Raw genomic sequence first — 16,024 nt, 5'->3', positions numbered from 1 at the left:
AGACTGCCGATCAGTGTCTTCGCCTTTTTTGCAAAATCTTTCGACAGATTTCGGGCCAACGACGCACGTATGGTTACGGCATCGTCGTTTCGGTCTCAGAGAGTCATCATGAATTCGGGCGTAAACAAACTTCAAATCCTCTTTGCGGAGATCGCGTCACGCCCCAAGGATGAGTGGCCAGATTTGCTAGTGCAACTCACGAAGAACGAGCCCGAACTCCGCGTTCCTTTAGAAGCGCTCTTGATCGCCAGCCGAGAACCAGACAGCCTGCTCGATCCCGTCTCCCTTCACGCGATTGATGAAAGTCGAGAGGAGAAGTGTCATGACGCATTCGAACTTTCCGCAGACGTTTCCAGTGCACTGGTCGGGCAGGGCAGGAGTTCCGGGGGCGATCCAGGTTTGACCACCTACGACATGCGGGTTCTCAAGCCAGATTTGTCCGTAGGAGGCCGTTATCGATTGGTTGAGAGGATTGGCGAAGGAGGGATGGGGGAAGTCTGGATGGCGAGGCAATCCGAGCCAGTCAAACGATCTGTCGCGATCAAACTCATCAAAGCCGGGATGGATTCCAAATCCGTGTTGGCCCGCTTTGAGGCAGAACGCCAAGCCCTGGCGATGATGGACCATCCCAATATCGCAAAGGTCTTAGACGGAGGTTTGATGCCTGACGGTCAACCTTTCTTCGTGATGGAATTGGTGAAGGGAACACCGATCACCGATTTTTGCGACCGGATGAAGCTATCGCCAGAAAAACGTCTCGAGCTTTTCATCCCCGTATGCAACGCGATACAGCATGCCCACCAAAAAGGGATCATCCATCGCGACATCAAACCCTCCAACGTTCTGGTCGCTCTCTTTGATGATGTTCCTGTGCCAAAGGTCATCGATTTCGGTATTGCGAAAGCGACGGGGGGTGGCCTGACAGACCAATCGGTTTACACACTCTTCGGTGGAATTGTGGGCACCCCTCAATACATGAGTCCCGAACAAGCGACGTTGAACAACCTTGACATCGACACACGCAGCGATGTTTACTCACTCGGCGTCTTGCTTTATGAGCTCTTAGCGGGAGCACCTCCCTTTTCCCAGATGGAACTGGAAAAGGCTGGCGTTTTGGAGATTCTGAGAGTCGTTCGCGAAGTAGAACCCCAGAGGCCAAGTGCGAAGTTAAGCAGCTCGCATCTCGTTGCAACGCTTTCGGCCAACCGAAGCTCCGAGCCTCAACGGCTTACACGGCTATTGCGCAGCGAGCTCGATTGGATTGTTCTCAAGGCCCTAGAAAAAGAACGTTCGAATCGATACGACTCAGCGCAAGGATTTGCAGCGGATATTCTCCGATACTTGGAGGGTGAGCAAGTTCTCGCGCATCCTCCCACACTGATGTATCGATTGAGAAAGGTTGCACATCGCAATCGGAAGGGGTTGGTCGCGTTGTCCGCGGTGTTGCTTGCGTTGCTGGCCGGCTTAGCAGGAACCAGCTGGCAAATGCTTCGGGCCAACCGAGAGGCGAGCCGGGCCCTTACCTTGGCGGACAACGCCAAAAGGGCAAAAGAAGAAGCGGAAAACGCGTTGATAGTAGGAATGATGCGACCGCTGGGGGTCGGAGACCTCGAGGAAGGGAGTGTTGCGCGAACCACGATTGCAGACATTGCAACACTCGAATCGTCCGAACTCAAACTCAAGATTCTCGATCGGGCGATTCGAATGCCCCAAGTCGCCGATCGACTTCCAACCCAAATGGCATGGATCCTCCAAGCCTGCGTGGGACTAGATGCGTCAAGTCATCAAAAAGCGGCAGAGAACGCGCTGACATTGTTCCGGGACGATAGTCTTGATCACCGGGTGCGATACGCCGCCCTTAGCTGCCTCAACGAGTTGGACGAAATTGGCGTGCTGAGTATCGACGAGTTTGCGAGGTATGTGCGCGAAGCTCCTCAAGAAAGAAAAGAGGGTGTTTGGGAGTCGCTTGTCTGGGTTAACCTTCGGGACAATCCCGATGCTCTCGTGGATTTTCTCTTCGCTTGTCTTACAGGCCAACACGGTCCCGATGCGTTGTCGTTCGCATGTGCCGATCTCGAGAAACTGGCAAGCAACGATCCAATATTCGCAGAGAAAGTAATCCATCGGCTCGACCATCCAGATTTGCGGGATGTTTGGCTGAACTCCACGGATGCCACGATCAATGTGCCGAGTATCTATTCCTTTGCCGCCGTCAGCGGTGAACAGTCATACTCTTCGAATCCTTTTAGCCTGCGTGTGAAGACCATTTCATCCGCTTATCCAACGGATCCATTACAGAGAGTGCGAGCTTATTGCGAGGTGGATCGAATGGCAAAGGGATCCAATGCCAAAGTGACTGGTGCTCCCCTGATGGACGTTCCGGATTTTTGGAATAGTTTGGCCGAGTCGAACAATGAAGTCTTTCTTCTCGGTGTAGAGGTTGCGATGCAATACCTGCCTGAGATGTTCGCTCGCAAGGGTAGTGACTTCCTCTATCAAAATTCCGATTCGCTTTACAAAGTATCAGCGAAGCTTTCGCCGGCCCAAGCGGTAGCCATATACGATCTCCTCGCAAAAGACATTGGAGTCCTCTACTCCTACACAAATACTTCGCGAGGCGATGCCGTCATCGGAGTCGCGTTGAATCAAGTGGGGCCGAAGCTTTCATCGGAAGATGCTTCGCGTTCCTTCCAAAAGCTATCCGACCAACTTTCTATCGATCGTCGATATGGAACCGTTGCCAACTCCCTGCTAGCGATCGCTGGAGTAGCCAGCGCCCCTGGATTCGCGGAGCATCGATTGGTTGTCGACCGCATGCTGGAACACCTTCCAAAGGTGAATGTGAACTACGTTCGCAATGCGTGCTGGAACTCCATCGTCGACGTAGCGGATCAGCTCGATCCGAAGGTTCTCACCGAAGTATCATCGCTGATTCAAACCGATCTCGAATCGCAGCTAGCACTTGGGCAATTCGATGCCCCTGAGATTCTCGTAGATCACTTGGTACGTCTGTCGAAACTGGGCGCCGAGGTCGATTTCGATACCAAATTTTTATTGCTCATCGCGGACTATGTACGAAGCTCCTACTACTCTGAGGCGGAAGGCGCCCTCGCCCTGAAGATGCTCAACATCCTTTCACCCGAAAGCAGGCGGAACACGGCCGCCGCCGCGTTGAGGGAATTGGATGGCTCCAATTGGAAGGTCGATTTATTGCAAGATACTCCCTTGGAGTCAGCACTCTTGCAAGAGCTTTCCGAAGTGGATCAGCATGCTTTCGTCGAAGCGATTTGGGAATTTCTGAATCGTCAGCGGGAAGACGAGATCGATGCCTCTACACGGGCGAACGCGATCGGAAAAGCGATGGTTTCCTTAAGCCGCAATTGGCCAGACAACAAACGCATGCTCCTGGTTCAGAAGGCACTTTCAAAATTACGAGAGCAATTATCCCTCGACGATTCGACCAAATCCGAGGCGACAATGCTAATCGACTGCATGATTCGATTTCTGGTCGACTCTTGGGATGGCATCGATGAGCGTCAAAAGCACGAGCTTTCGTCCTTATTGATGCAGCATGGCCTTTGGAACACTGGGCTTTCTGACGAGGAATTCAAGACAATTCTGAAGTCGTTTAACTCCGTTCAATTGGCCGCATTATGGAAGGCTCGCGTTTCTCGCTTTTTATCGAATCCAACAGACTGGCCTAATGAGGACAATCCTTCAGATACCACGGTACACGAACTAGCGGCGATCGGATTCGTTTGGTTCGAGAAGGACAGGAGTGAGTATCTGAAAGCATTTTCTGAACTTTTGCAAAGTGTCGACTCGGCACGGTTTGCACGCCTTGCATTCGATTTAACTTCCTTCAAACTTCAGCAAACCAAGGAGGAATTCCAATCCACTACAGTCAGGGCTGCAAACAGACTTCTGACGCAGGAGCCAGTGCATTTGGAGGTCATCGCATTTGCGGATGATTATCGAGCATTGTCCAAACATCTCCTAAAAATCGAGTGTGTGGGTGACCTCCGAGATGCGTTGTTAACATGCCTCGAGCAATTAGCATTCCCCGACGAAGCGGAGACCCCATCGGTAGCTGATAAAATCCCCCACGCGATGATTGACGGTCAGGAATGGTCTCATAGTCCCGGGGAGACACGTCCAGCGAGGAAGCATTTTCGAAGCCTTCGGGATTTCATGTTGTGGAATCTTTCCAGGCCTTCTGGTGAACGATGGCTAGAACTGCCCACCAGCAAAGTAGATTAATGGGTTAAAATGTTTCAATTTCTGTTTTTACTCACCCCTCAATCAAGGTTGATCATGTTAATTGCAAGAATGACGGTTGCTGTTTTGATATTCGTTGCATGTGCTCCATGTGTCGCGATCGCTCAAGAATCTATCAGCGATTTGAAACAACGGATTGAACAGCTCGAAGCGAAAGTTCAATTGCTCGAGAAATCGATTTCCATGTTATTCACGGAGCTTGATAAAGGAACCGCGAGTGGCTCCGCGGGGACCGGCACCAGCGGTGCACCGAAAATGGCCGAATCGACAAAACCTCCAGTCAACGATCAATCGGATCCGTTTCGAGTCGGCGTCACTTGGGTTGGAGACGTAGCTGTAAAGAGCGCTAGGGGCACCGCGAAGTCCAAATGGGCGATATCCATTTCGGAACGTGACGGAACTCGATTCGCGGGTGGACTAGTGATCGGGATGCCTGATGGCCAGATCGTCGAATCACCGGTATCTGGCACAGCTCCCACCAATGGAGATGGGTTGATAACCCTCGAAACGCCACTTATTGGACGCGCTAAATCGTTCGCTCGGGGGCGCGTTCAAAATGGCGAAATCGCTTTGACGGTCAAAGGAACGACCAAACTCGGCGAAGATGTTGTCGGTTCCGCAACATTGCGTCCCAAAAACTAAAAGCTACTAACGATGATGGACACCACTACGATGGGTGAGTTGAACTATTGAAACGCTATCCGAGAGTCCAACGCATCGTCGTTTGGCCCCGAGACTTCGCCTAGGTACCGATGTAGCGGGAAAAGAGTTTGCGAGCGAGTTCGATATCTTCGGTTCCCGTTAAGAGAGCACGACCATCGCGAAAGAGGGTCCACTGCAAACCTCCTAATTGGAACTTCAGGAAGTAGGCGTTGGCGGTCACGCTGCATTCGCTCGACAGGCGATTGGCTATTGCCTCCAATGCCAACGGTTCACTTCGATCTTGGACGATCTGCACGGTATTCCGACCACAAAGCACTTTGGCCTGCGATTGACGTTCCCCACGCAAGAACTCGAACTGACCTTGCACACAGGCAGGGCATCCTGGGTTGTTATCAGATGCCTCGAATCGTTGGAGGCGGAGACGCCTTGCTTCCCCCTGCCAACAATCGAAAACTCGGAGATCGCCATCGATAGCGGACGGCCCCGAAGCAAGTAGTTTCAATGCTTCCATCGCTTGCCAGTTTGCAATGATCCCTACTGCAGGTCCAAGGACCCCTGCCGAATCGCATGTTTGCATCTGCTCCGCCGGAGGTGGATCGGGCAAGAGGCATCGAAGACAAGCCGTTCGCCCGGGAAGGATCGTAAGCGTCTGCCCGGAGGCACCGACAACCCCGCCGTGAATCCACGGAATGCGATGCTTGCAGGCATAGTCATTGATCAGGTAGCGGGTTTCAAAGTTATCCGTTCCATCGATGATCAAATCAGGGTGACCAATCAATCGCTCGATGTTTTCCGAGTGCAGGTCGGTAACATAAAAATCGATGGCCAACTCGGAATTGATTCGACGCAAATGTTCGGTGCAACTCTTTGCTTTTGGATTTGCAAGCTCTGCGTCTTCTTCCGTGTAGAGCGTCTGTCGTGGCAGATTGTCCCATTCGACCCAATCGCGATCAACCAGGGTTAAATTGCCGACACCTGCTCGGCAAAGTCGCTCGACGACCATCGAGCCCAACGCTCCTACGCCACAGATCACGACCTTGCTCGCGGCCAGTTTTTGCTGGCCCGATTCCCCGATTTGGGAGAAAGATTTCTGCCTTCGGTATCGGTCGCTCATCCCAGTGGCTCCAACGGACTTGAAAGGGTCCCTAAAACGACGCGAGCGAAGGATTCTGGCCTTCGCTCGCATGCTGTGTTTCGCTGGTTGGCTCGAGTCCGAACCAATCCTAGTATAGACGGAACGGACTCGATTCGAATCGGGCTCTACCAGGTGCTACTTCTTGTTCGCAATGGCTCGCAAGACCGCAGCCCCCATGTCAGCGGGGGATTCGGCGACGGCGATGCCAGCCGCTTCCAAGGCAGCGACTTTCTCCGCAGCTGTTCCTTTACCGCCGGTGATGATCGCGCCGGCGTGTCCCATTCGCTTACCTGGAGGTGCTGTACGGCCAGCGATAAATGCGGCCACAGGTTTGGTGACGTGATTCTTGACGTACTCCGCTGCCTTTTCCTCGGCATCGCCACCGATTTCACCGATCATCAAGATGACTTCGGTTTGATCGTCGTTTTGGAATCGTTCGAAGATATCGATGTAGGAGGTCCCAACGATCGGATCGCCACCGAGTCCGACGCAAGTGGATTGCCCCAATCCCAGTCCCGATGTTTGCCAAACGGCTTCGTAGGTGAGAGTTCCGCTGCGGGACATGATGCCGACCTTGCCTACGTTATGAATATAGCCAGGCATAATACCGATCTTGCACTCGCCTGGTGTGATCACGCCGGGGCAATTGGGACCGATCAATACCGACTTGCTCGCCTTCACACGGTCGTACACATGCACCATGTCGACGACGGGTACACCTTCGGTGATGGCACAGATGACTTCGATGCCAGCATCGACGGCTTCGAGGATCGCATCGGCGGTGAAAGCGGGGGGAACAAAGATCATGGATGCGTTGGCGCCCGTCTGTTTGACCGCTTCTTCGACGGTGTCGAAGACAGGGAGTCCCTCGACGGTCTCACCTGACTTGCCGGGTGTAACCCCTCCGACCATTTTGGTGCCGTACTCTTTGCAACCTTTGGTGTGGAAGGCACCTGCCTTGCCGGTGATGCCTTGGCAAATGACCCGGGTCTTGCTGTTAACGAGAATGCTCATGTTTATTCGCTTTTGAATGGATAGGTAGTTCGGTGGAATTCGTTAGGCGATCGATGCAACGACTTTCTTCGCTGCGTCGGTCAAGTCATCTGCGGAGATGATGGCAAGTCCGCTTTCACGGAGCATCTTCTTGCCTTCTTCCACTTCGGTACCTTCCAAGCGAACCACGAGTGGAACGTTGAATCCAACCTCTTTGGAGGCTTCAATGACCGCTTGGGCGATCGTGGTGCAGCGAGCGATTCCACCGAAGATATTCACGAGGATCGCTTTCACATTGGGATCCGAGAGAATGATTCGGAATGCCTCGGTGACTTGCTGGGTATTGGCTCCACCCCCTACGTCCAAGAAGTTAGCAGGTGCCCCTCCGTGGTGCTTGATAATGTCCATCGTCGCCATGGCCAAGCCGGCACCGTTGACGAGGCAGCCGATATTGCCATCCAACTTGACGTAGCTCAAGCCGGTGTTGGCGGCTCGGATTTCTGCTGGTTCTTCTTCTGCCAAATCGCGAAGCTCCTTGAGATCGGGATGGCGGAAGAGAGCGTTGTCATCGAAGGTGATCTTCGCGTCGAGGGCGATCATCTTGTTGTCTTCGGTAATGACAAGAGGGTTGATCTCCGCCATCGAACAATCGAGATCGACAAACAGCCTGCAAAGCTTCTTCATGAAGAACTCGGCACTCTTGGCAGCTTCACCCGAGATATTCAGCTTCTTACAAAGCTTGCGAACTTGATAGCTCTCCAGTCCGTAAGCGGGATCGAAATACTCGCGAAGAATCTTTTCTGGGGATTCCTCCGCTACCTTTTCAATTTCAACGCCCCCTTCGCTGCTGACCATCAAGAGAGGTTTCTTCTCAGCGCGATCGATGACTGCGGCCAAGTACAACTCACGAGCGATTTTGCAACCTTGCTCCACGAAGACTTGGTTGACGACCGCTCCGGATTCGCCGGTTTGAACGGTGACGAGACGGTTTCCGATCAAATTCTTCGCGACGGTTGCAGCTTCGTCGGCAGACTTCACCAATTGCACGCCACGCTGCGAAGGAACTTCGATGACGGTACCTTTGCCACGACCACCCGCATGGACCTGAGCCTTGACGACGGCTATCGGGCCGCCGAGTTGGTCGAAGGCCGCTTTTGCTTCCTCAGGGGTTCTGGCCACGAATCCGGCCAAGACGGGAACCTGGGCCTTTCGAAATAGTTCTTTGGCCTGATATTCATGGATTTTCATGGTTGGCTCGTGCAGCAATCGGATAGAAAGGTGATGGCACCGGCAAATGGAGAAGTGCAAATGATTTACGATTGTGTGGGTCTGTCAAGCCGGTTTGGGGTGTGGCTTCGACATCTTGCTCTTTCCGACTCACCGTTCTAGCCCATTGTCGATTCGATTGCCCCCCCGGGGTCAATCATCAAAATAACTGTACAATCGAGCCATTGCGTGGTGCGATTCCGTTTCGCAACCGCTCGATCGTTGTTAGGACGCATGATCGATCTCCAATACGTCGGTTCGAATGGGGTCGGTTGACTTGGGAAGGTGAGGCGTGGGAATGGCCGAAGTTTCGAAGGATAACGAGAGCTTTAAACCTTGGGTGGACAACCTGCTGTGGGACAAGCTGGTTGTGAATACTTATGCGGAAGCGTTTCGAAGTTTGTACTCGCGCGTCTTAATTACCGCACGCGACATGAAATGGCTCATGGCTGCTTGCCAAGCGGCGACGGGGCACGCCAGCAGCACTATCCTTTGCGATTGCGAAGCGGGTATCGAACAGATCTTGGATGGACGAAGCCCTGGGCAGGAAACCCCGGACGGCCGAATCGGCGCGGTCCTACAATTCCATGTCCCTCGCTTTCGAAAGGATCGGGTTGAACATCTCGAACGAGTGATGCTCGCTCGCGTAAGCCAAAACATATTGACCTGCCCGACGACACGCTGCTTCAACGGCTTGGATACGGACCCTTATTTCAAACTTGGTAGAAAGATCGCCTTTTTCGGGGATGGCCATCAGGAACGGTCGACTCAATTCGGAGTGAAAGGATGGACCATCCCAACGCTCGGGGGAGAGTTTTTTCTAAGCCGCCGGTTTGGGTACGCCGACGGTATCATGGGAGGAAATCTCTGGTTCCTGGGATTCAGCGAAGAGGCAGCCATCGAAGCGGCAGAAAAGGCTGCCGAAGCGGCGGACCTGCACCCTGGTGTGATCACGACTTTTCCTGGAGGCGTGGCGGCGAGCGCCAGCAAGGCGGGTAGTTCCTACAAATTCCTGATCGCCAGCACATACGCCGAATATTGCCCCACCCTGAAAAACAAATTGGGGGATCGCTCTCTCGTCCCGGAGGGAGTGACCTCCATCATGGAGATCATCATCAACGGTGAGTCGCTCGAGTCGGTGGCTGCTGCAACCTATGCCGCAATCGCCGCAGCACTCCCCGTCGACGGACTCCACAGTATTAGCGCGGGAAATTATGGTGGACGTCTCGGAAAGTCCTTCATTTATCTTCATCCCGATAAAAAACCAGCTGAAGGGTCTTGATAGGAATGGCAATCATTTCCACCTGTGAAAGCTGCGGCAGCACGCTTCAGGTCGATGACGCGTACGCTGGCTTGCAGGCGCGATGCGGCATGTGCAATGCACTGTACACGGTGCCACACCACCCTCTTGCGGAGCCAGGTAGTCCCTCGACTTTCGCCTCTTCTACCCCACTTCCCTACTCCATGCGCAAGGAGAGTAAGGCAAGCGTTTCCGATGACGACATGATCGAGCTTCAACCGATCGAGTCCCCTGGATTCGCACCCGTTCTTTCCGCGGATTCAACCATCGAGCAGATGGAACCCACATTTTGGGTAAAGGTCCCCGATGGAAATGTCTATGGCCCTGTCGATGCGCGGACGCTCCTCAGCTGGGCCGAGCAAGGTCGTGTGAACAGCACCTGCGAGGTGAACCCAAATGGATCGCAATTGTGGCTCAACTTCTCCGTTTGGCGGATGCAACATTCCGCCTTGTCCAAACTCAACAATCCTCTCGCTGGCAGCTCCCAAGCGGGTTCCCCGAACCTGTTCGGAGATAGCTTTGCAGCCCAACCCCTGCCCGCCAATCAAAAACCGACGACTTCATCCGGACAAGGTTTGCTGGTCCTATCGCTCGGATTGATCTCATGGTTTTTATGCCCGACAATCTTGGGTGCACCCATTTGTTCCATTATCACGTTGATATTAGCTACCAATGAGCTAAAGCGGATTGCAGAAGGGCGATCACCTAGATCGGACCGGGTCATGGTTCTGATCGGGATGTGGCTTGCCATCGGCAATATGGTTTTGTCTGCCTTTTTCGTGCTGCTGTTTTTTGTAGGGCTGGCGGCTTGAAGAAGATCCCGGAATGTTCCGCCCGCTTCATCTTCCTCGATAGGGCGGGTTTGGTACGATGGGGGCCCGTCGGGGAGTGGCGCTGGCAGATACGCCGGTTCGTTCCTGTTTCTTCTTCGCCGGAGCCAAATCAAAATAGGAATATGACGTGAAGCTGATCATCGCGATCGTTCAACCGAACCGGCTGGAAGAAGTCAAAGAGGCGCTCACTGAGGTGGAGGTATTTCGTCTCACGGTGCTCGACTGTCTGGGGTATGGTCGGCAAAAGGGGCAAAAATCTGCATTCCGCGGCCAGGATCTCTCGATCAACTTGCTACGCAAAGTTCAATTGCAGATCGCCGTTAACGACGAGTTCGTCGAACCCACGATCGAGGCCATCATGAAGGGTGCGCGAACCGGAGAAAAAGGTCAGATCGGCGATGGAAAGATCTTCGTTCTGCCGATGGACGATTGTGTGCGGATACGAACCGGCGAACGAGGCTCGGAAGCAATCTAAAGGAAGGACTCCCATTCATGGCTCGTGACGTCGCAGTGATTCTCGCAGCAGCGGGAAAGAGTACTCGGTTTAGAGATCCCTTCTCGAAAAAAGTGTTCACGCTTTGTTCGGGCAAACCGGTCTGGCAGCATAGCGCACAACTTTTTGCAGATCATCCGCGCGTGGCTCAAATCATTATGGCCATAGCTCCCGAGGACAAGGAAACCGTCCAAGAGAAGTTCGCAGGCAATTTAACCATGCTGGGTGTGGAGCTGGTTTTAGGAGGAAACGAACGTTTCGAGAGCATTCGCAATGCTTTGCAGCGAGTCAAACCAAATCTTTCCCTCGTTGCCATTCATGATGCAGCGAGACCCTGTTTAACTCGAGCATCCATCGATGACGTGCTCGCCGTCGCCGACCGAAAGAAGGCGGCTATCCTCGCGGCCCCAATCCGCGGAACGGTCAAACGATGCAAATCCGATGACAGCATTGAACAGACGGTGGAGAGGGCTGGTCTTTGGCAAGCTCAAACACCACAAGTCTTCAGCTTGGAAATCCTCCAAAAGTCCTATGCGCGCGTGAAAGGAACTCCCACCGACGATTCGCAGGTAGTCGAGGAGGCTGGCTACTCGGTTTACTGCGTCGAAGGTCCCGAGTCCAATATCAAGATCACGACGAAAGGGGACCTCAAGATCGCTGAATCGTTTCTCAAGGTCCCAGCCAAAACAAAAGACAATCCATTCTTTTAACGCTCCAACATCAGTTTGAGTCCACCAAGCCGTGCATCGTGAACTTGGAGACCATCAACGCATCTCCGCCACTCGCGGGGACTTTCGAGTCGGCAGAAGGTCGCTGGAGGAGTTTGGGGAACCGAGCGGCCTCGAAGACATGTAGATTTGGCGTTCGTCCAAGCTCGTCCAGCGTTTGTTGAATCGATTCCCCTCGTTTTGTTTGCAGGATTCCCGGGATGTTGGACCCACCCGTGGACCAAACGTCCTTGCCTTGCCACCTAAGACGAATTCCTGATTGGTAGACGTTGGCGACAAACGCACCGGAAGCGATGTACGAGACAGCCTCCTGCTTGGGACCGCTGATCGTCGCGACGAGAGACACGGGAGCGCCATCAACGACTTTGTAACCGGATGCCTCGGCGGCCTTTTTGAGCGACGCAGCGACTTGCTGTGCATATTGCCCCGCACCGGATGCATCGATCGATACCTCGACTCCAGGGTGAATCAAGAACACGCTGGGGTCTTTCTCCGCTTGATCGAGGATCTTTTCCGCCGCCGGATGCGGGATCTTGGCTGGAACGACCAACCCAGCTTCCTTGCTCTGCATGGCAATAAAGGACATGCCTCCTAACACCTCAATCTTCTTGGCATCGCGATACTCGCAGACTTTGATTTGCGACGGAATATGTAGGAGCAATCGGCCGTCCAAAAGAGCGTAGTCGTCGTGAGGGCAACCCAAGCTGCTGGTTGCGATGGGCGTCCCAGTAAGTGTCAATTGTTGCGCCCACTCACCCGTCGTCAAATCAAGCACCCGGAGAGAGTTCGTAAAGGTGACGATCAGCTTGTTACCGCTAGGACTCCAGCAAGCTCGGGTCCAAGCGAGGTGGGGTTTGTCAGGCATGGATTGTTGGCACTTCACTTGTCCCAAATCGGGATCGACGATCAAGACCGTGTGGCCTTTAACCAAGGCAACGAGACTGCGATCCAACGAAGCAGCAACGGCAAAATTCGACGTGAGGTTCGCGTGCCAGTAAGGCTTGCGAGTCAACACGTCGATGCACGCGACGTGCCCATTGCTGCCAACCAATAGCAGTTTGTTATTGGCCAGAGGGATCGCATCGGACAGCTTGGCGTTCGCCTTTCTTCCGAAGCTTTCCGACTCGTCCGGAAAGGGGACCCAAATCGAAGAACGCGCGACCTGTTTGCCTGTTACTTTCCACAACTGCAACTGATCTAGCGTTTCAAATCCTTTTCGATCATCGCTGGAGCCCTGCATCAACACAGTACTACCGTCATTGAGCAAACAGAGCGGGCCCATATCGGCTTCCACTGCCGCAGTATGTATCGCTTTGCCCGTCGCAAAGTCGATCAAGGACAACCGACTCAGGGGCTTGGGTACCGAAAAGCTCACCGTGAAACCGGCGACGCCTCTCATAACAGTCGGATTCACATCAAGACGTCTCAAGTCTTCGTGAAAATTCTCCTTCTCTTTCAGCATGGCACGCTTGGCAGTCGCTCCGAAATCGGAAGGGGGTGGCAAGGTCAGATTCCAGGAGCCATCGTTATTGAGATCGAGGTCATCGACAGAACTCCAATCGATCTTGAGGTCACTTGACCAGCCAGCCAGGGCGCTAGCGCTTCCCGCTGCACCCCCTGGATTGGCCGAGCTGCTGGCGTTTGCCGAAGAGCCCGAACCGGACATCGGCCTCCCCGCATCCCCCGCTACTTCTTCGAAGGGATTGCTGCCAACTTTAAGGAAGGCTTGATCGGCTTCGCTAAGTCGAGCCAGTGGGATCTTCAGAGTCTTGCCATCACTGGTCTTGAGGAAGGCGATTCCATCCTTCACTTCGATCAGACTAGCTTGGATTTTGTAAGCACCCGTGGCATCGGACCACTCACGCGGAGCGTTGGATTGGGCAATGCATTGCGGTGCGAGTAGGGCAACCGAAAGCAATGCGGTCGAGAGCGGAGCCGAATAGAATTTCAGCGGACGAAAGGAGAGAAGGGGCATTGGTAGATATCGCAGATCGAGGACGATGAAGCCCAGACGCGCCGTTGCGTTTGGGCGTGTGATCATTACGCGATTCTATTGTAACGGGATTGAGAATGCCCTGTTGGGGAGGACTACGCCTTTTTCATCTCACAGCTCAATCCACCGGCTGCGGGCACGTATGCCTGCCTGGTATAGTCCATCACCATTCGGTGAGAACTAAAGCGCCACGCCAAGGTGCTGATGCTGCTCATCATCATCTTGATCCATTGCCTTGGTAGCCCGTCCCGATCTCGGTTGTAGTAGGTGGGGATGACCGACTCCTCGAGAGTCTGATAGAGGTAATCCGAATCCCGTTTGTCGGTGATGCGGTCATCGGAGTGGCTGGTACCTTTCCCAATCGCAAAACCGTTGGTGCCGTTGTACGCCTCCGCCCACCATCCATCGAGAACGCTGCAGTTGAGACCGCCGTTGAGAACGGTCTTTTGACCACTCGTTCCGGATGCTTCGAGAGGACGGCGTGGATTGTTGAGCCACACGTCGACCCCTTGGATCAAGTGACGACAAACATTGATGTCATAGTCTTCGATAAAGACGACGCGGCCTCCGAATCGAGAATCGTGTCGAAGATTGGCGATCTCTTGGATGAATCGCTTGCCCGGTTCATCTTTGGGGTGGGCTTTTCCTGCGAAGATGACTTGCAGTGGGCGATCGGTGCTATCGAGCAATCGAGAGATGCGATCCAGATCCTTGAACAGCAGATTCGCTCGCTTGTAGGTCGCAAAACGTCGACCGAATCCGATGGTCAAAATATTCGGGCTCAAGACACTGCGGGCTGCTTCCACAACATCATCGCTTTCACCTCGTCGGCGGCACTGGCGGGAAACGCGGCGTCGCACAAAGGAGAGGAGCAAATTCTTCAGAGCATTGTGCGTTTCCCAGAGTTCCCCCGGATCGACTTGATGAATGTATTGCCAAACATCCGCTTCGCCCATCTGGGATTTCCAGTTGGCTGGGAAATGTCGATCATAAAGCTGCTGCATCTGCCAAGCGAGCCAGCTTTCCACGTGAACACCGTTGGTGATATGACCGATCGGAATGTTGCGTTCTTCTCGATGGGGCCACAGGCATTGCCACATGCGTCGCGAAATGTGACCATGCAACTGGCTGACAGCGTTCGCTTGACGCGACATTTTGAGCCCGATCACGGTCATGCAGAAGGATTCGTTGTGATCATCGACGTTGACTCGACCCAAACCCATCAATCGCTCGGGGCTCAGTCGCAGCGCGTCTCGGAGTGGGCCCAAGTGTTCTTCGATAAGTCCCGCATCGAAGCGATCATGACCTGCTGGGACAGGTGTATGTGTCGTGAACACAGTCATCTCGGATATTTCTCGCACCGCGTCTTCGAAAGTCATTCCATCGTCTTCCATGCGTTGACGAACAACTTCGAGCGGGGCAAAGGCGCTATGCCCTTCATTGAGGTGATAAACGCCGGGGGTGATGCCGAGAGCCCGCAGAGCTTTGACACCTCCCACTCCGATAACCAGCTCTTGTCGAATCCGGGTTCGTTCGTCGCCACCATAGAGTCGACTGGTGAGCTCGCGATCTTCCGGACGATTGCCTTCGACGTTGCAATCGAGCAAGAACAAACGAACACGGCCCACTGCTACCTTCCAGACCTTGGCGAGAAGTCGGCCGTTACGTGTGTCGATCGATACGGTTAGAGGAGTTCCGTCGGCCAACGTGGCTGCCTCTAGAGGAAGGTCCTCCACCTTGGTTTCGTAGTATTCCTCTCGTTGATAGCCATCTCCGGTGAGATGCTGTTTGAAATAACCATGGGAGTAATAAAGGCCGATTCCGATTAACGGAACACCTAGCCCGCTCGCGCTTTTCACATGATCCCCTGAGAGCACACCCAAGCCACCGGAATAGACAGGCAACGACTCATGCAGTCCAAATTCGGCGGAAAAGTATGCGACAGGCTTGCTTCCCAGCACACCTGAGTTGGTCTGAGCCCAAGTATTGGAGCTCTCCATGTATTCCTGCAGCCGTCGAAATGCGTAATTGACTCGGCTGTGCAACACCATCTCACTCGCACGCACAGCAAGCCTCTCCGCCGTGAATTCGCGGAGCAATGCGATCGGATTGTGATCCAATTGACGCCACCGAATTGGATCGATGTCGCGGAACAAGTTGGAAACCTCGGGTTGCCAACTCCACCACATGTTTTTGGCCAAGGCCATACACTTCTCATACAGAGCCTCCGCGTCGATTTCGTTTGCGAACGAGGGAGAAGCAAAGTCCTGGCCAACAGTGTAATCAATTTGTGTCATGGTTCTTCAATGGATTCGAAGCATGGGCAATGGCTAGTCCTAAGC

The 16,024-nt window shown here is 53.7% G+C and carries 11 protein-coding genes; 6 read left to right on the top strand and 5 right to left on the bottom strand.

The genetic code is table 11. From position 1 onward, the window contains the following. Nucleotides 1-108 precede the first annotated feature (108 nt). Nucleotides 109-4,260: a serine/threonine protein kinase gene (locus VN12_RS24515; protein ID WP_205855143.1), complete on the top strand. Its 4,152-nt coding sequence runs from the start codon at nucleotides 109-111 to the stop codon at nucleotides 4,258-4,260. 54 nt (nucleotides 4,261-4,314) lie between these two features. Beyond that, nucleotides 4,315-4,920, top strand: a complete 606-nt coding sequence (locus VN12_RS24510; RefSeq protein ID WP_146679528.1) for a hypothetical protein — start codon at nucleotides 4,315-4,317, stop codon at nucleotides 4,918-4,920. A 100-nt stretch (nucleotides 4,921-5,020) separates the two neighbouring features. Here VN12_RS24510 and VN12_RS24505 read toward each other — a convergent pair whose 3' ends face one another. From VN12_RS24505 to sucC, 3 genes are all read right to left on the bottom strand, one after another. Further along, a complete protein-coding gene (locus VN12_RS24505) occupies nucleotides 5,021-6,055 on the bottom strand; it encodes a ThiF family adenylyltransferase (protein ID WP_168164624.1) in 1,035 nt (344 codons plus the stop codon). A gap of 156 nt (nucleotides 6,056-6,211) precedes the next feature. Further along, nucleotides 6,212-7,090 (bottom strand): succinate--CoA ligase subunit alpha, encoded by an 879-nt coding sequence (gene sucD / locus VN12_RS24500; protein WP_146679526.1) that lies wholly within the window; start codon nucleotides 7,088-7,090, stop codon nucleotides 6,212-6,214. Between the two features lie 42 nt (nucleotides 7,091-7,132). After that, on the bottom strand, nucleotides 7,133-8,317 hold the full coding sequence (sucC, locus tag VN12_RS24495; protein ID WP_146679525.1) for an ADP-forming succinate--CoA ligase subunit beta: 1,185 nt from the start codon (nucleotides 8,315-8,317) through the stop codon (nucleotides 7,133-7,135). Nucleotides 8,318-8,633: 316 nt separating this feature from the next. Here sucC and VN12_RS24490 point away from each other — a divergent pair, with 316 nt between their 5' ends. The 4 genes from VN12_RS24490 to ispD all read left to right on the top strand — a co-directional run bounded on the left by VN12_RS24490 (nucleotide 8,634) and on the right by ispD (nucleotide 11,671). After that, nucleotides 8,634-9,617, top strand: coding sequence for a formylmethanofuran--tetrahydromethanopterin N-formyltransferase (locus VN12_RS24490; protein ID WP_146679524.1), 984 nt, complete (start codon nucleotides 8,634-8,636; stop codon nucleotides 9,615-9,617). Nucleotides 9,618-9,622: 5 nt separating this feature from the next. Next, complete coding sequence (locus tag VN12_RS24485; protein WP_146679523.1) at nucleotides 9,623-10,447, top strand: hypothetical protein; 825 nt, start codon at nucleotides 9,623-9,625, stop codon at nucleotides 10,445-10,447. 148 nt (nucleotides 10,448-10,595) lie between these two features. Beyond that, nucleotides 10,596-10,943, top strand: a complete 348-nt coding sequence (locus tag VN12_RS24480) for a P-II family nitrogen regulator (RefSeq protein WP_146679522.1) — start codon at nucleotides 10,596-10,598, stop codon at nucleotides 10,941-10,943. A gap of 17 nt (nucleotides 10,944-10,960) precedes the next feature. After that, entirely contained in the window at nucleotides 10,961-11,671 is a 711-nt protein-coding gene (gene ispD / locus VN12_RS24475; protein ID WP_146679521.1) for a 2-C-methyl-D-erythritol 4-phosphate cytidylyltransferase, read from the top strand. Nucleotides 11,672-11,681: 10 nt separating this feature from the next. On the opposite strand, the gene VN12_RS24470 is transcribed toward ispD, so the two are convergent. Next, complete coding sequence (locus tag VN12_RS24470; RefSeq protein ID WP_146679520.1) at nucleotides 11,682-13,730, bottom strand: SHD1 domain-containing protein; 2,049 nt, start codon at nucleotides 13,728-13,730, stop codon at nucleotides 11,682-11,684. A gap of 47 nt (nucleotides 13,731-13,777) precedes the next feature. Continuing rightward, a complete protein-coding gene (gene glgP / locus VN12_RS24465; protein ID WP_146679519.1) occupies nucleotides 13,778-15,979 on the bottom strand; it encodes an alpha-glucan family phosphorylase in 2,202 nt (733 codons plus the stop codon). Nucleotides 15,980-16,024 lie beyond the last annotated feature (45 nt).

It is taken from the genome of Pirellula sp. SH-Sr6A (assembly GCF_001610875.1).
GTDB lineage: Bacteria > Planctomycetota > Planctomycetia > Pirellulales > Pirellulaceae > JBKCUI01.
The sequence above is the reverse complement of the archived record's forward strand: the minus strand, read 5'-3'. Positions and strand labels throughout refer to the sequence as shown.